A 20,775-nucleotide genomic window follows, 5' to 3' on the forward strand; every position below is an offset into this window, starting at 1 on the left:
CTATCAGGACTTTGTATAAAGGCCTATCTACAAATCCAGCTTCGATTGGCAACACACTGGTAAAATTCAATAGCCACTTGTGTCTCTGACACTACGGGCTCTTATCATTTTCTGCGTGTGTTAAGCGCCAATCTCAGCTTTTTATAATCAATCTAGTTTCATCGAGCAACATCTCTATAAAGTTCTTCTCCCTCTCCTTGTTCACAATTCGAACAATCCGGTGAGAATTCACTTTTACGAGATGATAACCGCTCGACTCAACCTTTTTCTTATAGCTTACCTACTAAGTCTAAGCTTGGTGTTAATGTTTCTTGTCCTGGTTTCCATTTTGCAGGGCAAACTTGGTCTCCGTGAGCAGCTACGAATTGAGCAGCTTGTACTTTACGGAATAATTCGTCTGCATCACGTCCGATTCCATTGTCATGGATTTCGTAAGCTTTGATAACACCTTCTGGATTAACAACGAAGCTTCCGCGTAAAGCCATACCTTCTTCTTCGATCATAACTCCGAATGCACGAGTTAATTTTCCAGTTGGGTCAGCTAACATTGGATATTGAATTTTAGCGATTGTTTCAGATGCATCAGCCCATGCTTTGTGAACGAAATGAGTATCTGTTGAGACAGAGTAGATTTCGCATCCTGCTTCTTTAAATTCAGCATATTTATCTGCTAAATCTCCTAATTCAGTTGGGCAAACGAAAGTGAAATCTGCTGGATAGAATACATAAACAGCCCATTTTCCTTTAGCTGCTTCAGCAGTGAATTCTTTGAACTCCCCGTTTTGATAACCTTGTAATTTGTAATCCATAATTTGAGTACCGATTAATGACATTTTACATTCCTCCTCTAAAATAGAAACAGTAATCATTACTGATATTAGTATTATAGGCTTTGACTTCTTAAAAGTCAATATGATTTCAAAAAAATTTAAAGCTTTTTATTTGACCTAAATACCCTTGATTATTATGAACCCGTCAAAGTTGTCTATACTCAATTATCTGATAACAAAAAAATGAAAAGAATTTAGACTCATTCTAAACTCTTTTCATTTAAGTTTCTTATCTATTCTTTTTTTACTTTAAGCCAATTTAAAATTTCTTTATTGACATTCGTTAACTCTTCAATTGCTTTAGCCATTTGATAATTTTCTTTTTCAACTTGTACCATCCAATCTAAAATCTCTGCTAGCCCTAAAAAAAGAATAATGACTACCATCATTCCAAATCCAATGATACTTGCCATCATTAAATCTTCTTCATGAAGAATTTGACTGAGTATCAGAATCAATCCAAACAAAGATCCTCCAATAGCTAAAACTCGCAAACTATTAGCATATGAGCTTAACATAAAAAAAGAGTTTCTCGTTAATTTATCTGCTGGTACGACATATGCCGTCTTTTTTTCACCACATGCCTGACAAAAATTCGCTTTTTGTCTATTTAATTTTGCACACTTTTCACAGCTCCACTTCATTAAATATCCTCCAATCATACTAAATTTACCACCATTACAAAAAGATGTCTACTCTTATTCTCAATAATATTCATTTAGATATTTAATAAAATGAGGCAGAACTTTAAATAGAAAGTACTAACTTTCGTCAACTGGATTTAAACCCCTCCACTTTGTATGAAATAAACTATTTTCCTTATTAATTAATAAAAATCACCTTTCTTCAAAAAAATAGTAGTCTGAACAACTCTATTATAGAATGAAAGGTGATTTTACATTTCTCTCAAAAAAGCTATAGTCTTTAATGAAAAAGAGCATCTGACTCCATGACTATATCATCTCAGTCATTTAATACAGCTCATCTCTTAATGACACATCAATTAACGTCCTAAATCAATAACATTTTGAACTAGTGCTTTACAACGTCCGCAAGCTGTCCCAGCTCCCGTTTTTTCTCCAACTTCTTCAACCGTTGTGGCTCCACCTTCAACAGCTGCTACCACATCCGCTAACATCACTTGTTTACATCCGCAAACAGAATCTAAAATCGCTTGGATTTTTGGTAAACATCCACCACAAGCTGTTCCAGCTCCTGTCATTTCTTTAATCTCGTCAATCGTACGAGCTCCCTGAATCATTGCTTTACGAATTGTAATGTAATCCACTTGCTTACAGTGGCAAATCATTTTGTGTGCATGTCCTGCCATGATTTGATTCCTCCTAATAAAAAATAATCCTTTTTATCATAGCATATTTTGTTAGTTTGTCACATCATTTGCAAGATTATTCCCCTACTCCAAGTCTAACCAACGAATTAAATCTGAACGTTGTTTCATTGAATTCATTCCGAAGAAAAAGAATCTAACTTTTTCCCCTAACTTGTAATCCGAATGAAAAACACCAGCAAAAAAGTGGTGAATCCACGCCACAAGAGTTAAGTACCGACGTTTTTTTGCATAATCATATTTCTCACTCATCGAGTCAATCGGTGGAAAAATAAACTTCAAAAATCGCTTAAATAACTGGCGTTCTTCGCGATTATACGCCATTTCTTTAACAATTAAATTCCCTTTTTCACGGAGTCCATGGACCCCGCAATCTAAAATTTCGGTTTCTAAGGCATCTAAATACTTCAAATTCACATCTGCAATCTCTTCTAATTCCATTGGAATCTTAAAATCAAATAAATCTTCACAACAGCAAAGCATAATTCCTGTAAACGTCTCAATCTCACACTGACGAATATCTTTCTTAAATTGTGCCCAATCAATATAAGCTCCTTCTTGCTCAATCATCAACACAATATCTGTTAAAAAACGAACGCCGAATCCATGTGAAGCTGCATGAGAAGCCATATGAATCATTAAATGTAATAAAAAATCATTATAACCGAGCGTTAGTGATCTAACCCCTTCAACCTCAACCTCGCGAACTCGATTCCAAATACTTTTCTCATACTCAACACATCCTTTAAACGTTCTCTCATGACTAAGCATCCAGTGAACTTCAACCATCGGATAGCCAGATTTAATATAGACATCATGTTTTTCGCCTTCTTCTTGATACTTATAATAACCTAAAGACGTTAATAGACTTTCAACTTTTCTCAAATCTTCTTCATGGACTAAAACATCTACATCATTCATAGTTCTTAAATCTGGCGCTGGATATAAATAACGCAGTACCACGCCCTTTAACACAATGACCGGAATCTGTGCTTCATTAAATGAATTTAAAAGCTGGGCGACTTTTTTGATATGTTCCGATTGGTTCAAGCTGCCGAAAATGATATCTTTTTTCCACTTAACTAGCGTGCTTGACTCGATATCAAAAGATTCAATATTTCGTTTCAAGGCGGTATACACTAAGCCACTTACCTTATGTGCTTCTGCTTCTTCAATCAACTGATTCCAATCGTTCCCCCGAAGATTTACGCTTTCAACTGATTGTTTTTTTATTGCAGAAGATAAAAGATTAATAAATTGACGTTGAATTGAATTCATCATCCCCATCCTTTCACTTCTTGCTCTCATTATTTCATATTATAAAGAGCTTTCTTTAAAAAATTTAGCACCTTTTGTCTTTTTTTATAAAATGCGTAAAAGTTTTTTACAACTAAAAAAGAGGATTCACATCCTCTTCTACAATTCAGCTATACTCCCGTCCTCACCTACAAATAACAGCAATACAATGGGATCATCAGCTCCTTGTTCTTCAAGCTCCACTGATTTTAAGGCGACATAATAACCGATTAAATCATCGCCGTAATGTTCTGGCATCTCATCATACATATACACAATATCATCACTAGCTCCATAAACTTCAATGGCTAATTGAATGGCATCTGTTCCTGAAAAATCATGCGCGTGCGCATACTCTGAACTTGTATCCTCAGCACTCTCAATCAAAGTTTCAAGCTCCTCAATCTCAGGATAATCTTCTAAACTGAGTCCCTCAACTTCAATCAATTCTATCACATTAGCAAGCTCGAGCTCAGCACCACGTGTCTCCCCTAAACCGAGCAACATCGCAACATAATCAAGGCTTTCTGAAATAGTGGACTCAACACTTACTTCCTCGACCACATCCAAAGACTCTTGATAATCAAGCGTCAATCCCTCCGCACTTTCAAATCGCACAATATTCCCGCTACATCCGGCCAACAACAAAACAGTCAATACGCCTAACCTTTTCATCATATCCCCCTATTCATTCATCCGTCTTCGCAAATACTTAAGCTTGGTCATCTGCTCATCAAAAACCTTCATATCGCCAAGTCGCTTAATCACCTGATTAATCATCCCTTTTTCCTCACTAAACTCGCCACTCTCAACCGCCTCTTCGCAGGTAACAATCATCTCACCTAGCATCTGCTGCAGTTTCTCAATGGCAACCTCTTTAACGACCTCGGACTTCGTGTTCACCAAATTCAAATCCGTCCAAGCAAGAAGAGCGGCATCAAGCTCACCTTCCTCTAAGTACTCCATCATCTCGATTAAAGACTGCATCTGTGCATATAAAGAAGCATACTCGGGATCGTTACCTTCATTTTGCGCAAACGCAATATAAGAACGTGCCTCCTTAAAATCACCTTCCTCAAGCGCTTCAATCGCCCATCTCATCGATTGAACCGCCAAATTCTCAGAACAACCACCTAATAACAAACAACTCATCATCATGAAGACAAAGTATTTTTTCATCTCATCGCCTCACGTCATCTTTTATTCACTTGAGGATAACATGGATTAATTCAAAATTTTGGCGCATTCTCGAGAAAAATTTTTCTACTTCTGTCTCCTTTTATCAAACAAAAAGAAAACCGCCAAACGTTGACGGCAGATCACAAAAGCCTATTAAATCAATAAAAAAAACGGTGAAACAGACACATCTATTCAGCAAATGTGAAATTTCATCGTTTTTCCTCTACTTCTCATAAATCATAACCTCATATGATGTATCAACAATTTCTTTTTGATCATTAATATTTCTCCCAACTGCTAAAGAAGATAACTTAATCCAAAAAATATTTAACGTCACCTTCATTAAATCAAACATCCCAAATAATTTTAGCTGGATTCCCTACATTCAAAAAGGTATCCTCCACTAGTCGAGCAATCCCTTATTATAGCCTGATTCGCTATTAAATAAAATGAAACATTTCATTCAATAGCCTGTTATCTCTACTAGCCTGATACGACATGATAAAGCTTATCGTAAAACTAGTGACTACTCTTCCACATTATTGTCTGTCACCTCAATTAAATCTTCTTTATCTTCTACAACTTTTTGACTGAGTATTTTTATCTCTGATTCTGTACTCCTAATTTTCTCCTGAAGTGTCATAATCTGCTGTTGTGCTACTTCAAGCTCTGATTCCATTTTTAGATTCCTCTCGTGTTCTATCATTCCGATTATCAATAAACATCCCAGCATAATTCCTACAACCTTCAAACGAAACCTTTTTCTTAATTTAACATAAGAAGTCTGTTGTGCTTTGATTCTTTGTTGTAAACGTCCAAGCATCTCTTGAACACCTATTCTTTCCTGAGTTTCATAAACCTCAATCGGTTCTGTAATATCCGTAAAAGTCTTCAATAAATTAAATAGGCGATCAATTTCTTCAAGGGATAAAATTGATTTTCGACTCTTCATCGTCCGATTTAACATAGTTGCTAAATCATAAATCATCACTACATCTTCTTCATGCTCAATCCCATGAGAGTTCAATCTTAGTTCACACTCCTGATTACTAAAGACAACGACAGATTTCATTGGCTGATTCATGCCCAATTTTCTAAGCGCTCGAATATGATATTCATTCTGAAACATAGGATTTAAAAACGTATTATTCTTCACAGTACGAAAGTACTGCGTCCACCGTTTTCCATCTAGATCCCCATAAATAATTCCTTTATAGTTTTTCACCTCAAATACATATATCCCCGTTTCATGAATCATCAATAAATCAATTTCTGTCTTTTTCCCGTCAATTGGGACATTCAAATTCATTAAAACTTTAAACTTTCCTTCAACATATTGTAAGATTTCTGAAAGCACCTCAAATTCTCCAATATAGCCCTTCGCTCGCTCATTTCTTAATTCTTTTTGTCTCTCAACATCTACCCCTGTTAAATTCTTGTATGCTTGCTTCATCTCTCTTTCATCCTCCTACCCTACGAATTATAACAAATTTTTCCTAATATTTTATAAATTCATTATGATATACGCTTAATTTATCTAAATTCTTTTCTAAATATGAAAAAAAACTAGCTACGAAGCTAGTTTTACTTAATAATCTTTCTCTTTTGCGCCTTAAATTCTTCCTCTGTTAAGACGCCACTACTTCTTAACCTTCCCAAACGTTCGAGTTGTTCAAGCTTCTTCTCATTTAAATCTGTGGCTATCTTTGCACTCCTTTTACTATCAGGAATAACTTTTACCATACTACCCGAGATAATCAATTCATTACCCGATGAATCATACGCTATATTAATAATCTTATTATATCCATACCATTTGGCATAAAATCTTAGATGTGCTATTTGTACCCATTTATTTTTGGGAGATGTGACCACTCTAAAATGATACGGTTCTTTCGTTGAATCTATTTTGAAATTTTTGTGGTACGTATTTGGAAATGTCTCAATTTCATTATAATCTAACTGAACCTGATTTGCCTTTTTCAATAATTGCGCCCGTACTCTCTCATAACAAGTTTGACACAAACAAGGATTATCTTTTGGAACGCCATAACTTTTAATCAATGAATCCAAATCAAAATGATTCGTTAAATAAGGAGGCTCGGATAACTCGTTAATTAGACTTTTACGATACCCAATATCCCCTTTTAGAAAAGATTTTCGTTTCGCTTCTTTATTACATCTTCCACATCTCGCATTGGCTTCTAAACTAATCTTATTTAATCCATACGCCACCAATGGCAACCACTCATCCATCCTCTTAAGTCCTCCTTATTCGTTTACCTCACTTATTAAAACACTTAATAAAGTTTATGCCTAATGAATTAAAATAGAATAAAAACTAGCTACGAGGCTAGTTTTACTTAATAATTTTTTTCTTTTGCACCTCAAACTCTTCTTTAGTTAACACACCACTCTTTAATAAGTGCCCGAGTTTTTCAAGTCCCATCAATTGTTTGATCCATTTGTCAACATCGTGGCCTGCCTTCTTTTCCTTCACCAAGTGCACCAAACTTCCGGACAACTTAATACCGTCCTCAACCGGTGTCTGTCGCAAATTAATCACTGCATTATACCCATTCCAGCAGCCATAAAACTTCACGTGGCTCAGCTTTAACTCTTTCTCATCCTTTGTTGTCAACACCTCAAACGTATGAATGGGTTGCTCGGACTTTAGCACATACTCGCCCTTAAACGAATTATCAAACACCTTCACATTATGATAACGAACCTGCACATCCTCAGCCATCCTAAATAATTCTTCGTGCCATTTCTCATAACAATTTTCACACAGCCAATCGAACTCAAACATTGACTCAAAATCAAAGCAATCGAACAAATAAGGGGAGTCCTTCAAATCGTTAAGCAACTGCTCTTTGTAATGAACACCATCCTTATAAAACTGCTTTTTCTTGTATTTTTCTCCACACTCATGACATACCTTATGAAACCCCATCGCCATCACCCTCTTATTTAAAAGTATGTCAGTCTAATCCAAAAGATGTCTCCATTTATTAACCCCGACAAAGATTAACAAAAACATTCATTTATGATATAATAGGGTGTCAATAAAACGGGATTATTGGGATAGGAGAGTTAGTTTATGCGCAAACCAGTACGTAAAGCCGTGATTCCAGCTGCAGGATTTGGAACTCGTTTCTTACCTGCAACAAAATCACAACCAAAAGAGATGTTACCAATCGTTGATAAGCCAACGATTCAGTACATTATTGAAGAAGCGATTGCTTCAGGAATTGAAGAAATTTTAATTGTCACAAGTTCAACTAAACGTTCAATTGAAGATCACTTTGATAAATCATATGAACTTGAAGATACATTAGCTAAAAAAGGAAAACAAGACATGTTAGAAATGGTTCAAAACATTTCAAATATGGCCCAAATTCATTACATTCGTCAAAAAGAAGCGAAAGGTTTAGGGCATGCGATTTTATGTGCTAAAACGTTTATCGGTGATGAACCCTTTGCTGTCCTTTTAGGAGACGATATCGTCGTAAACGAAGAAAATCCAGCAACAGGGCAATTAATTCGTGCCTACGAAAAAAATGGATGCTCAATCATGGGAGTTCAATCCGTTGCGGATGAGGACGTCTCAAAATACGGAATCATGAAACCATCTACTTCATCTAAACCAGATGGACGCTTAGTGAAATTAAGTGGAATGGTTGAAAAACCAAAACAAGAAGAGGCGCCATCTAACTTAGCCGTGATGGGACGCTACGTCTTAACACCTGAAATCTTCGAAATGTTAGAAACGCAAGAACCAGGAGCAGGTGGAGAAATCCAATTAACAGACGCGATTGACCGTTTAATGGACCGTCAAGCGGTTTACGCTTACGACTTCGAAGGAAATCGTTACGATGTCGGAGACAAATTCGGCTTCATTAAAGCAACGATCGACTTTGCTTTAAGCCGCGAAGACTTAAAACACCAAGTAGAAAATTACTTGAAAGAGTTAATGGCATAATTTCTGTTATACTAAACTACTTATTTAAATAAAATAATGCCCGAACACCTGTATCATATAATAATTATGTAAATGATATGATTTTAAAGAATCCGTAACAACCAATATCATTTATATAAAGCCTTCTTTAATTAAAAAAGTCATTCTTCAAATCATTTACCCTATTGTGTAGACAATGTAAAAAAGTCTACGCTATAGGGTATTTTTGTTATAATTATATTTATTTAGTTTTTCGGAGGAGTTAGCGTGAACAAAAAGTTATTTACATCAGAAGAAATTGAATAAAATTAAGGCTGAACTTTTAATGTTAAAAGCGGGGAATGAACTATTAAAAAAGTTGAGACATGTTAGGAAAATACTCGAGTAATTAGTGCAGCACAGAAATTCGAATTAATCCATGAATTAATTAGGAAAGAATCATTCAAATATTTAATCTCTTATCTATGCGATTGTTGTGAGGTCTCACAATCGGAATACTATCGCTATTTTTCAATGGCGGCTAAATTAGCTTGTGTAACCCGAAAAGCACATGACGAGGAGCAATAGTAACAGTGACTTCATTATCCTTTACCACATAGGAAATATAATCACTTAAGCTTCCCCAAACCTCAATACCATCAAAATCTAATTCTTTTAAATGGACTGTTCCTGCCTGCGAACCAGTATATACTGGATTATTATAGATATTATATTCTAAGTATCTGTCTTTAATGATTTGAGCTAAAACTAATACATCTTGGATTTGATTATTTGCTACATTTAAACTTCATAAAGATGGTAATTTAATCAATAAGCTAATAGGGGTAATATTATTTGAAGAGATATCCAAATAACTTAAATATGTTAATATTTCTAATATAGAAATATCTTCAATCTGATTATTTGAAAGATTTAAATCGTAAACATTTTCTAATGATTGTAACGGCGAAAGCATTGAATTTTGATTTTTTGATAAATCTAAGATTGCTAATAACCTTAATGGACTTAATGCATCGATATTTTTAATCTGATTATTAGCTATCCTTAATTCAGTTAAATTCCTAAAAGATTCTAATCCTCTTAAATCCGTAATTCCTTTATTTTACAAATCTAACACCTTCACTTGATTAGCTTCAAACTCCGTAATCATTCCATCCTTATCTAAATCAACATCTTGTTCAATCAATGCTAACTTTAAATTTTCATCGTTAAAAGAAATCGTACTCTTTAGGTGAGCAACATTGTAAGGATTTTCATGACCGTATTGATCATAAATCATCAATTGATTATATTGAGAATGATTTGGTAACACAAGCTTTTGATTCTGTAAGATATAAGTTTGTTCATTTACAATGATTTCTTTTACATCTAAATTCTCTTTAAAAGTTAATGTTAACTCTTTATCATTAATTGAATATGAAACATAATCATCAACAACAATCCAAACTTCAATATCTTCAAACATATCTAGGCCAGAAGGAATCGTCAAATTTTCTAGTTTTACTGCATTTGGATGATCTTCATTATAAAAACAATTTTTCCAGCATTCAAATAAATCTTATACTGAGTATCTTGAAGTAGCTTAGCAATTAGCGAAATATCTCTAACAGATTGAACCCCAGACAACATTAAATATTTTAAATTTGTTAAATTACGTAAAGGTGTAACATCTGATGCTGATGCCATATAAATCTCTAATCTTTCAAGATTGGTTAGATTTTGAAGTGGAGTAAAATCTTCAATAATATTGTAAACTGTACTAAATTTCTTTAATGATGTTAAGTTTTTAATCGGACTTAAATCAATAACCAAATTAGACGTTATATCTAAAGATTCTAAGTTTACAAAATGCTCCAGTCCCGATAAACTAGAAAATCGAATACCTTCACCATCATAATCATATAAATTTCCTAAGTTTAAATTTGTTACTACTAATGCTTCTGCATAACTGATTTCTCCATCGCCATTTTAATCAATTTTTTGACTTGATAGTGACATTATTTTCTTTCTTTAAGTTTTAATCTGCAAACACAATGTTTTCAATAACCACTTGTGATTCCTCGATGACTTTTTCTGTTTCTTCTACTACTTCCTCATCATCACCCTCTGTAACCACTATCTCTAATAGATTTTCTTCGGTACTTACGTCCAATAATTCAGCTCCTTCCTCAACTACGATATGAGCTGTAGGTAATACTGATCCTAATGGACTTAATGTCTGATATAACATTGCCCCTGCCATTAATATGTTTAATCTTTTCATCCTCTTTGTCCCTTAATTGTAATAATATTACAATTATCCAAAAAAATCTCTTTGACAAAGAACCTAAAAAAGACTAGTCACTAAAGCAACTAGTCTAATATGTATGCATATTCAATTATTTACGTCTTAACTTTCTTGAGTTAGTAGTAACCCAATTAAATCCTCCAACTGTAATAACTCCAATTCCAATGAACAGATATGCCAATTTTTCTATTCCTGTAATAGGTTTACTAGTTCCCGGTGTATCGGTTGCTGTACTAGGTATCGTTACTGTTCCACTATTGTTTGAATCAATTGGTTTGTCTGTATCAATTGGTTTGTCTGTATCAGTTGGCTTATCTGTATCAATTGGTTTGTCTGTATCAGTTGGCTTATCTGTATCAGCTGGTTTGTCTGTATCAGTTGGCTTATCTGTATCAGTTGGTTTGTCTGTATCAGCTGGTTTGTCTGTATCAGCTGGTTTGTCTGTATCAGTTGGTTTGTCCGTATCAGCTGGTTTGTCTGTATCAGTTGGTTTGTCTGTATCAATTGGTTTGTCTGTATCAGCTGGTTTGTCTGTATCAGTTGGTTTGTCTGTATCAGTTGGTTTGTCTGTATCAGTTGGTTTGTCTGTCACAATAAGATTTCCTTGCTCATCTAATTTATAATCATATTTTGCTGATACGATTAAATCATTTAACTCAATTTCTTTAATAGTGTCATCAAGTTTAATTGTTTTAAAGTTTAAATCAGATGATTGATCAACTTCTATTTTTCCCTCACTTTTAAATCTGATGTCACCTTCACCCGAATTATCAAAATTAACCACAGAACCATTTTTAATATTAACCTGTGCTCCATCAACGGTTAATGCACGTCCTGTAGAATTTGTAATCGTAAGTTTAGAATTATCTAATGTAAGATTTAATCCTCCAGCCGTACTATTAATTCCATTATCCTGTCCATTCATTGTTACTGTAGAATTTTTGATATTAATCCTTCCATCTAAAAAACCACGTACAGTATTTTCGAAGTTTAAAGTAGAGTCAATAATATTAATCTTTCCAGATATTTTATTACTAGTTTTAATCACTCCTCCAGCTGAACTTCCATCATTACTTACATTTAAGATAGAATGATTTTCAATATTTAATGTACTATCATTATATACATAAACTAAAGCATATGGTGAAATATAGTCATTAGCTTGTAATTCAACTGCATTTAAAGTTAAGCTAGCACTACTTCCATAATGACCTACTCCTAAGATACAATCTGCATTACCTACAATTCCATCTAAATTAATTTTCCCATTTTTAAATTTAACATTGGCATTATTCGTAAAAAGATTAGTATCCTTTGTGAACTTTAAAGTGTATCCATTTAAATCAATTGTATAATTCTGTCTATCAATTTCCAGTGCGTCAGTAAGGATAACATTCCCGTCCAGGATAATTAGACCATTTTCATCACTTTTCCCTAAAAATTGTGTACTAGTCATTTCTCCTGCTACTGGTTTAGGTGTAATGACAATATTTCCATCCTCATCTAACTCATAGTCATATTTTTCTGAAACAATTAAGTTTCCTAGATTTGTTACGTTAACAGATTCATCAAGTTTAATTGTTTTAAAGTTTAAATCAGATGAGTGATCAACTTCTATTTTTCCCTCACTTTTAAATAGGATATCCCCCACAAGTGAATTGCTTAAATTAAGTACAGAATTATTTTTAACATTAACAGTCGTCTCATTAATTGTTAATGCACGACCGATACTTCCGGTAATAGTAAGTTCAGAATTGTCTACTGTTAGTTCTAATCCTCCAATACTACTATTAATCCCGTTACTTAATCCCTTCATATTAACTGTAGAGCCTTTTAGAATTATAGTTCCATCCACAAATCCTCGTGCAGCATTCTCGAAGTTTAAAGTAGAGTTAGTTACATTTATTTTTCCACTTTTTCCATTACTAGCTTTGATAACTCCTCCAGATAAACTTTTTTCATTTTTTACATTTAAAATAGAATCATTTTCAATATTTAATGTACTGTCATTATATACATATATTAAAGCATATGGTGATGTATAGTTTTTAGCTTGTAATTCAACTGCATCTAAAGTTAAGTTTGCATTACTTCCATAATGACCTACCCCTAAAATACAATCTGCATTACCTTTAATATCATCTAAATTAATTGTTCCATTTTCAAATGTAATATTAGCATTATTTGTAAAAATGTTAGTATCCTTTGTGAATTTCAAAGTATACCCATTTAAGTCAATTGTATAATTCTTTCCATCAATTTTTAATGCATCAGCCAAAGTAACATTTCCATCTAAGATAATTCTACCATTTTCATTACTTTTTTCTAAGAATTGTATACTAGTCATTTCTCCTGCTACTAATTTAGGTGTAAGGATAACACTCCCATCTTTTCCTAACTCGTAGTCATATTTTTCCGATACAATTAACTTTCCTAATTCTGTCTCGTCAATAGCTTCATCAAGTTTAACTGTTTTAAAGTTTAAATCAGATGATTGATCAACTTCTATTTTTCCCTCACTTTTAAACCTGATGTCACCTTCATCCGAATTATCAAAATTAACTACAGAACCATTTTTAATATTAACCTGTGCTCCATCAACGGTTAATGCACGTCCTGTAGAATTTGTAATCGTAAGTTTAGAATTATCTAATGTAAGATTTAATCCTCCAGCCGTACTATTAATTCCATTATCCTGTCCATCCATTGTTACTGTAGAATTTTTGATATTAATCCTTCCATCTAAAAAACCACGTACAGTATTTTCGAAGTTTAAAGTAGAGTCAATAATATTAATCTTTCCAGATATTTTATTACTAGTTTTAATCACTCCTCCAGCTGAACTTCCATCATTACTTACATTTAAAATAGAATGATTTTCAATATCTAATGTACTGTCATTATATACATATATTAAAGCATATGGTGAAATATAGTTATTAGCTTGTAATTCAACTGCATTTAAAGTTAAGCTAGCACTACTTCCATAATGACCTACTCCTAAGATACAATCTGCATTACCTACAATTCCATCTAAATCGATTTTTCCATTTTTAAATGTAACATCAGCATTATTGGTAAAAAGATTAGTATCTTTTGTGAACTTTAAAGTATATCCATTTAAATCCATCGTATATTTTTTTTCATAAATTTCCATGCTATCAGTGATGGTAACATTCCCGTCTAAAATAATTAGACCATTTCCATCACTTTTCCCCAAAAATTGTGTACTAGTCATTTCTCCTTCTATCATATCAGTAGCGAATGCCAACTGGGTAGACATCATGAATAGCACAAATATCAACAAAAACGCTTTCGAAAAGTTTTTTTTCATTTTTCACTTTCTCCTTTCATACTCACTAATTTTTATTAATTAGACATGTTTCCCCAATACAAAAAAATCATCCTTTTTATATAAATTTTATACACATCTAACATTAAAAATATTACAACAAAAAACACCATATATCAACATAGTTTATACAACAAAACCCAAATTTCGAAATATTTACGTTTTTTTTTGTTATATTGGCGCACTTTTTAAAATTTTTTATATTTTTTCTGATATAATATTTTTTAATATTTTTTATAAGACGAATTGTCAATACAAATGTGACAGTTGCTCAATTAACCTCATCTTCAGTTATCCATGCTAAGTCTGTCTTCTTCAGGAAAAATTTCGAAGAAGACCATTGGTGTTTTTATTACTTACTTTTTGCCAAGATGAATAGGCCTCTGCAAAATAAACAAGTACCTTTAATTCAGCTTCAACTGCGAATAGTAGGCAAACCCTTTTCCTCGATCAATCGTATATGTTTTAAATGTATTGAGTAGATAGCGTATATACATTTTCGATACATTTCTAAAGCCGAGCGATTTTCTACCTTAAGCGCCACATAAAAGCGTGTTTGACGTTCAACAAAGGCTGCTAAACAACCTTTACCAAAACTTGAAACAATCGTATCAAATTCTCAATACCCAAATGTTTCACGTTTTTTTTACTTCTTTTGAACGTTGGTGAATAGATGTTCCAATGTTAAAACGGCCTCGTATTTCTCGAGGTTTTCGGCGCTTTCCTTTTTGCCTTAAACAACTTAAATCTCCCAATAAAATCGGTCCGTCATACATCAAACGATAAATAGTTTTAAATGAAATAACGTCTTTTAAAACCATATTAGAAATTTGTTCGGGCGACCAAGTTAGCTTTAAATAGTGTTGGATGGTTTGAATAACTTCTTCAGATTTCTCTAGACAATAACAAACTAAACGACGCTATCCAGCCAGTCCATCTGCTAACTCAGCCTGATACGTCTGTTGACTATCTCGTTTGAGTTCACGGGCAATCGTTGAGTAATGGCGATTTAATTTCCCTCGTTTAATAACCCCTTTTTGAAAGAATTTCTATACGTGTACATTCAAATGTGTTAAGATGTTGATAGCTCATAAATAGATCTCCTTGTTAAGAATTTGGTGTGGTAACTTCATTCTATAACAGGGGCTCTATCTATGAGATTTTTTTATGTGTCGTACTGGATTGTCAACACTAAACTAAACAACTTTTTTAAGGGTATTTTGACGATATTCAACTGGGGATAAATATCCCAGTGAAGAGTGGATCCTATGATTGTTATACCAGTTAACGTAGTCGGCAAATTCATAACCTAGTTGTTCTTGGGTTTCAAATATCTGATGGTTTACAAATTCTGTTTTGATTACTTTATAGGTCGCTTCTGCAACAGCGTTGTCATAGGGACATCCCTTCATACTTAAAGAGCGTTCAATTTCAAATACCTCTAAAATCTCATCAATGATTTTATTCTTAAATTCGTTACCTCGATCCGTGTGGAAAATCTTGATTTGACTTAGGTTAGTTTGGACTGTACTGAACGCCTTCTTAACTAATTCTGCATCCTTATTAGGCCCAGAGCTATAACCGATAATTTCACGATTAAACAGGTCTACAAGCACACAAAGATAGTGCCAGCGATTTTTTACACGAACGTACGTTAAATCACTGACAACAACGTTTAAATGTGGTTGTTCATCAAAGTTACGATCCACGATATTTTCAGTGTTATCTTCGTTACATTTAGCTGTATGCGGCTTAAATTGAGCAACGGTATAATTCGATACAAGGCCTTCTTGTTTCATGATACGACTAATACGACGACGTGAAACTTGTTGTCCCATCTTTTTTAACTCTTGCTTAATTTTTCGAGTCCCGTAATTATTTCGGCTTCGACGAAAAATCTCAATGATATCAGTAACCAGTTGAGTTTCATCTTTCTTCGGTTTAGACTCATAATAATAAGTGCTACGAGGCACATTAAGGACTTTGCACATCTCTGAAACTGAATATTTGTGTGTATTGTTTTTAATCACATTTATCTTCGTCCTAAGATCAGCGCGGCTTGCTTTAAAATATCATTTTCCATTTCCAATTGCTTAACTTTTTTACGAAGTTGGATTAACTCCTGTTCTTCTTCTGAGCGGTTATCTTTCTCCTTAAAAGAACCTGTAGAAGTTGACTGTTTAATCCATTTATCGAGTAAAGACGATGAGATATCATATTCACGAACAATATCACATTTACGTTTCCCATTTAAATAAAGCTGGACTAATTGGTTTTTAAATTCATCTGTATACGTACGGCGTGGTCTACGAGTTTTAGTTTGGGTCATGTTAAAGCTCCTTTAGATTGATATTATTTATAATTCTACATGACCTTAAAAAAACTGTCTAATTAATTGTAACCTATCCAAGTTTTATGGACACATTTAAGTTAAGTCGTTAAAATAGACTTAATCATTAAAGGATGTGTCGATATGAAAAAATATAATACTGAATTTAAATCAATGATTGTTGAACTGTATAAGACTGGACGATCAGTGAAAGATTTAAGTCGTGAATATGGTGTGTCAGAAGTGACAATTTACAAATGGATTAAACAGATTTCTCCAATTGCCTCAGTTGAGGATACAGAGATTACTCTGGAAGACATTAAACGTATGAAGCAAGAAATGTTACGTTTACAAGAGGAGAATGAGATTTTAAAAAAGGCTATGACCATATTCGCGAGAAAGTAAGTCAATCTGAATTATGTCAGTTTATCGATCAGCATCGTTCAGAACATGATGTTAAGCAACTTTGTGAGGTTTTAAATGTTCCAAGAAGTACTTTTTATCAATCTAAGCATCAAAGCGAGTCTAAGTGGAAACTTAAAAATCAACAACTGCTTGAACGTATTAAGAAAATTTATTTTGAGAGCAAGCGTCGATACGGTGCCATTAAGGTACATCGTCAATTGCTTAAAGAAGGATTGTATGCCAGCTTGAAACGTATCCAACGCTTAATGAAATTAGCTGGATTAGCCTCTATTATTCAAAAGAAATACACCCCTTATAAACAATCTAAAGAACTTGTTCTAGAACGTGATAACATTCTAGAACAGGACTTTTCAACGACCTCAATTAACCAAAAATGGGTATCAGATATTACTTATATTCACGTTCAAGAAGAAGGTTGGTGCTATTTAGCATCAGTGATGGATTTACATTCAAAAAAAATTATTGGTTATCACTTTTCTAAACAAATGACAACGGATATTATTGTTCAAGCTTTAAAAAATGCTTATATTTCTCAAAGACCTAAAGATGAGGTTATTCTTCATACTGATCTAGGCTCACAGTATACAAGCAAGGACTTTAAAGACTTAATTTCGGATCTGAATATCGTTCAGTCCTTTAGTCGTAAAGGGTGTCCTTACGATAATGCCTGCATTGAATCTTTTCATGCGACACTAAAGAAAGAAGAAGTGTATCAAACAGTCTATGTTACCTTTAAACAAGCTAGAATGGCTTTATTTCAATACATAGAAGGCTGGTATAATCGCAAACGAATTCATGGAGCGATTGACTATTTGACTCCTGAAGAATGTGAGCAACTTGCACGACAGACTGCTTAAAAACTTAACTTTTTTGTGTCCAAAATATTGACCTAGATCCACAAAATAAGCTTGTACTAACCTACTTATTTTGGTTTTTATGATTACAATATTATCATTATAAAATATTAGTTGCACACCTAAGTTGATTTCATATAATAAGCTAATCTAAATATCGAGATAATTGAACAATAAATTAACAATTTTTAATGCGGAAGCAAAATATTATTTATATAAGCCTTTTTTTAAGAATTTTAAATATAAAAGGGAGCTATCCTGTTTATAGATTAGATTCTTAGAATTTCTACTTACATAAGAAACAAGCACATTTATAATATATGAACATACTAAACTTATAATTATTAACATTCCTACTATCAATATAGACAGTCTTGGTAAGTATATGAATTTTTGAAAATATAAGTTGCAAAAAAAGCCGTGAATTAACCATAAATTATTAGAATGATTTCCCATTATTTTTAATAACTTATTGATTTTAAACAAATCAATAATATTTAAACTAAAATATAAAAATAAAGGTGCTAGCACTGCATCTATCGTGACAATATTACTTAAAGCTAATTTATAAAAAATACTGTGAATCAGGTAATTTCTTAAAAACACTACTAATATTACTCCTACTATACAAACAAAAATTTTTTTTGTTACTTTCAGCGTGAATTTTTGATTTATTTTATCAAAAATTCTATATTTAGCACATAAAATTCCTACACTAAAATTTATTTGATAGGCTAATGTTAGTAATATGAAATTGTAAATATTCAAATTACTAATTAAAACAAATTGAGGTAGTATGTTATCCATTAAAAAAGTACAGTAGTATAAACAATGAATACCTAAAATCAATATAATATTCATAAAAAAATTACTTTTATTAATTATATTATTCAATAATAGAAATAATAAAGTCAATCCTATATAGGGAGCTATAAACCACCAATTAGGATTATAAGAATACTTTAAAAAAAAGAAGTTTTCTATAAACTCTTTCAAATTAAAATTGTCAATAAATCCATAAAAAAATCCAACGGATATAAAAATTAAAAAAATTATCCATACTCTCGTGATAAATTTACTTAACCGAATTACAATATCCTTAATCGTTATTATTTTTCTTATACTCTGAACATACATTCCATAACCACTTAAAAACAAAAAACCACCAACGCATATTTTTCCAAAATTACCAATATAAAATTCGATTGGAATATTATTTATTTCAAAGATAGACATATATGTTACGTCTTTTAACCACTCAGGAAATGCAAAGAGATGATGAATCAACATTAAAATAATTAATATTCCTTTTGCACTTCTTACCCTATCTTTTGAAAAAAACTCATTTTTCTCTAACATATCGATCTCTTTTCTTCATATTTGAAATTAATTTTATTAACTATTTGATTTTTTAATATTTTCAATAAATACTTTACTTCTTTCGTTCTCAAAAATAGAATTAAAAAAATAATATTAGGAACACTGATACAAATTAATCCCCTAATAACTAATGATACAAATGTATATCCTATAATATTTGAACAAATTATTGTTGTTATAGTAAGATTGAATACAAGAATGATTAGATACTTGAAATAATCTACAAAATAAATTTTTAAAGATTTTTGAAATAATTCTTTATAAACAACTTTTGGCTGTGTCCAAAAAACAGTAAGAATAGTGCTTAGTGTGGTTCCTAAAAAAACTCCAATAAAATCAAATCTTTTAATTAGAATAATAGATCCTATTAGATTTATAACTCCCTCAAAAATAGACACATATTTATCTTGGACAAATAATCCAGCTTTATTTTTAAACGTTGAGATAGGCCCCCTCATTCCTGCTATATAAAAATTAAGCAAAATGACAATGAGAACACTTTTATCCAATAAATATTTTTCACCAATCCACCAACTAATAAAAGGTTCAAGTAAATTGAATAAAAAAATAGTAGCAAATCCATATATCCAAAAACTTATTAAATAGGATGTTTTAAAAATAGAATATGTTTTCTCTTTACTTTCAGTTGCAATTAAATTTCCTACACTTGCCGATATGCCCGATGTAATAGGCGTTAATAAGGCAGATAATTGACTAATAATCATTGTGTAATTAGAATATAGCCCTACTGCTTTAACACTTACTAACGCAGATATTAATAAATTATCTGTACTAGTCACCAGATACCCACCTATATTATGAAAAAACATCGCTTTAACATTTTGATTAATATTAGCAGTTGTCTCTTTATCCAAAGGAACAACGTTTCGTTTATTTAAATAAGGATATCTTCGCCTTACAATAAAAGTATTAATCAGATTTTGCATAATAAAAATAAGGATTTCTACAATTAAGAATAAAATATAGCTCTCTGTTTTAACTAAAACTATAATTTTAGCAATGGTTGTTAGGATTTGAAATACCATATTACTTCTAGCAATAACATATCCACGTTGATCAGCATTTATTAATGCCCACTTATACGCATTTAAATAAGAGATAATATTTTTCATCACAAAAATAAAGTATACTAATCCTAGTCCAGGAATAGGTTGCTCTAATTTCATAAAATAATTTAAGAATGGATATAAACCTAAACTTACTAAAGACATAATAACAGCTAGTATAAAATAAGCCTTTTTATACATAAAAACTAACGTGTTTATTTTTGAATAATCATTTTCTGCCAAAGGTTTATATAAATTATAGACAATACTAATCCCAATTCCACTTTCAATAAGTACCATCATTGAAAGAACATTAGTCATAACACCATTTATCCCTAAGTATTCAGATCCTAAACTATTAATAAAAACCTTTCTAGAGATAAATCCCAGTAAAACAATAATTAGTTGTGATACCAAGCCTACAAATATATTTTTCATAGCAAATTTTGTACGCATTTTCAAA

General features: G+C 32.3%; 19 protein-coding genes. 2 read left to right on the forward strand and 17 right to left on the reverse strand.

Annotated features, from left to right (window positions below; genetic code table 11):
- Positions 1-269: 269 nt before the first annotated feature.
- From ahpC to HLK68_RS01725, 9 genes are all read right to left on the reverse strand, one after another.
- The gene (ahpC, locus tag HLK68_RS01685) at positions 270-833 is read right to left on the reverse strand and encodes an alkyl hydroperoxide reductase subunit C (protein ID WP_006783459.1); all 564 of its coding nucleotides are present in this window, start codon (positions 831-833) and stop codon (positions 270-272) included.
- Positions 834-1,063: 230 nt separating this feature from the next.
- Entirely contained in the window at positions 1,064-1,474 is a 411-nt protein-coding gene (locus tag HLK68_RS01690) for a zinc ribbon domain-containing protein (RefSeq protein ID WP_238843617.1), read from the reverse strand.
- Positions 1,475-1,833: 359 nt separating this feature from the next.
- Positions 1,834-2,160, reverse strand: a complete 327-nt coding sequence (locus HLK68_RS01695) for a (2Fe-2S)-binding protein (protein WP_006783465.1) — start codon at positions 2,158-2,160, stop codon at positions 1,834-1,836.
- Positions 2,161-2,244: 84 nt separating this feature from the next.
- Positions 2,245-3,456, reverse strand: a complete 1,212-nt coding sequence (locus tag HLK68_RS01700) for a nucleotidyltransferase domain-containing protein (protein ID WP_170837657.1) — start codon at positions 3,454-3,456, stop codon at positions 2,245-2,247.
- A 138-nt stretch (positions 3,457-3,594) separates the two neighbouring features.
- The gene (locus tag HLK68_RS01705) at positions 3,595-4,149 is read right to left on the reverse strand and encodes a hypothetical protein (RefSeq protein ID WP_132942887.1); all 555 of its coding nucleotides are present in this window, start codon (positions 4,147-4,149) and stop codon (positions 3,595-3,597) included.
- Positions 4,150-4,158: 9 nt separating this feature from the next.
- Positions 4,159-4,626 carry a hypothetical protein gene (locus HLK68_RS01710; RefSeq protein WP_238843618.1) on the reverse strand — a complete coding sequence of 156 codons (468 nt, stop codon included), beginning with the start codon at positions 4,624-4,626 and terminating at the stop codon, positions 4,159-4,161.
- Positions 4,627-5,179: 553 nt separating this feature from the next.
- Positions 5,180-6,106, reverse strand: coding sequence for a nuclease-related domain-containing protein (locus HLK68_RS01715; protein ID WP_132942889.1), 927 nt, complete (start codon positions 6,104-6,106; stop codon positions 5,180-5,182).
- Positions 6,107-6,237: 131 nt separating this feature from the next.
- Positions 6,238-6,909: an SHOCT domain-containing protein gene (locus HLK68_RS01720; protein ID WP_132942890.1), complete on the reverse strand. Its 672-nt coding sequence runs from the start codon at positions 6,907-6,909 to the stop codon at positions 6,238-6,240.
- Positions 6,910-7,012: 103 nt separating this feature from the next.
- Positions 7,013-7,609 carry an SHOCT domain-containing protein gene (locus HLK68_RS01725; protein ID WP_238843619.1) on the reverse strand — a complete coding sequence of 199 codons (597 nt, stop codon included), beginning with the start codon at positions 7,607-7,609 and terminating at the stop codon, positions 7,013-7,015.
- A gap of 147 nt (positions 7,610-7,756) precedes the next feature.
- Between HLK68_RS01725 and galU the strand changes: the two genes are divergently transcribed.
- On the forward strand, positions 7,757-8,638 hold the full coding sequence (gene galU, locus HLK68_RS01730) for a UTP--glucose-1-phosphate uridylyltransferase GalU (RefSeq protein ID WP_132942892.1): 882 nt from the start codon (positions 7,757-7,759) through the stop codon (positions 8,636-8,638).
- A gap of 766 nt (positions 8,639-9,404) precedes the next feature.
- Here galU and HLK68_RS14850 read toward each other — a convergent pair.
- The 6 genes from HLK68_RS14850 to HLK68_RS01760 all read right to left on the reverse strand — a co-directional run bounded on the left by HLK68_RS14850 (position 9,405) and on the right by HLK68_RS01760 (position 16,585).
- Positions 9,405-9,710, reverse strand: a complete 306-nt coding sequence (locus HLK68_RS14850) for a leucine-rich repeat domain-containing protein (RefSeq protein WP_132942897.1) — start codon at positions 9,708-9,710, stop codon at positions 9,405-9,407.
- A gap of 9 nt (positions 9,711-9,719) precedes the next feature.
- Complete coding sequence (locus HLK68_RS01735) at positions 9,720-10,082, reverse strand: hypothetical protein (RefSeq protein WP_132942893.1); 363 nt, start codon at positions 10,080-10,082, stop codon at positions 9,720-9,722.
- A gap of 35 nt (positions 10,083-10,117) precedes the next feature.
- Positions 10,118-10,303, reverse strand: coding sequence for a hypothetical protein (locus HLK68_RS01740; protein WP_132942894.1), 186 nt, complete (start codon positions 10,301-10,303; stop codon positions 10,118-10,120).
- A gap of 331 nt (positions 10,304-10,634) precedes the next feature.
- Complete coding sequence (locus HLK68_RS01745; protein WP_132942895.1) at positions 10,635-10,880, reverse strand: hypothetical protein; 246 nt, start codon at positions 10,878-10,880, stop codon at positions 10,635-10,637.
- Positions 10,881-10,995: 115 nt separating this feature from the next.
- Positions 10,996-14,142 carry a hypothetical protein gene (locus tag HLK68_RS14495; protein WP_202983261.1) on the reverse strand — a complete coding sequence of 1,049 codons (3,147 nt, stop codon included), beginning with the start codon at positions 14,140-14,142 and terminating at the stop codon, positions 10,996-10,998.
- Between the two features lie 1,310 nt (positions 14,143-15,452).
- Positions 15,453-16,585, reverse strand: a protein-coding gene (locus HLK68_RS01760; protein WP_170837658.1) for an IS3 family transposase whose coding sequence is annotated in 2 segments (ribosomal slippage) — positions 15,453-16,324 and positions 16,324-16,585 — 1,134 coding nt in all. Because the reading frame shifts where the segments join, the coding sequence is not laid out codon by codon here.
- Between the two features lie 144 nt (positions 16,586-16,729).
- Between HLK68_RS01760 and HLK68_RS01765 the strand changes: the two genes are divergently transcribed.
- Positions 16,730-17,868, forward strand: a protein-coding gene (locus HLK68_RS01765; RefSeq protein WP_100068695.1) for an IS3 family transposase whose coding sequence is annotated in 2 segments (ribosomal slippage) — positions 16,730-16,955 and positions 16,955-17,868 — 1,140 coding nt in all. Because the reading frame shifts where the segments join, the coding sequence is not laid out codon by codon here.
- Positions 17,869-18,072: 204 nt separating this feature from the next.
- On the opposite strand, the gene HLK68_RS01770 is transcribed toward HLK68_RS01765, so the two are convergent.
- Complete coding sequence (locus HLK68_RS01770; protein ID WP_132943007.1) at positions 18,073-19,224, reverse strand: acyltransferase family protein; 1,152 nt, start codon at positions 19,222-19,224, stop codon at positions 18,073-18,075.
- Positions 19,218-20,768, reverse strand: coding sequence for a lipopolysaccharide biosynthesis protein (locus HLK68_RS01775; protein WP_132943006.1), 1,551 nt, complete (start codon positions 20,766-20,768; stop codon positions 19,218-19,220). The genes HLK68_RS01770 and HLK68_RS01775 overlap by 7 nt, the downstream gene beginning before the upstream one ends.
- Positions 20,769-20,775 lie beyond the last annotated feature (7 nt).

The sequence above is a fragment of the Turicibacter sanguinis genome (assembly GCF_013046825.1).
GTDB classification, from domain to species: Bacteria; Bacillota_I; Bacilli_A; order MOL361; family Turicibacteraceae; genus Turicibacter; species Turicibacter sanguinis.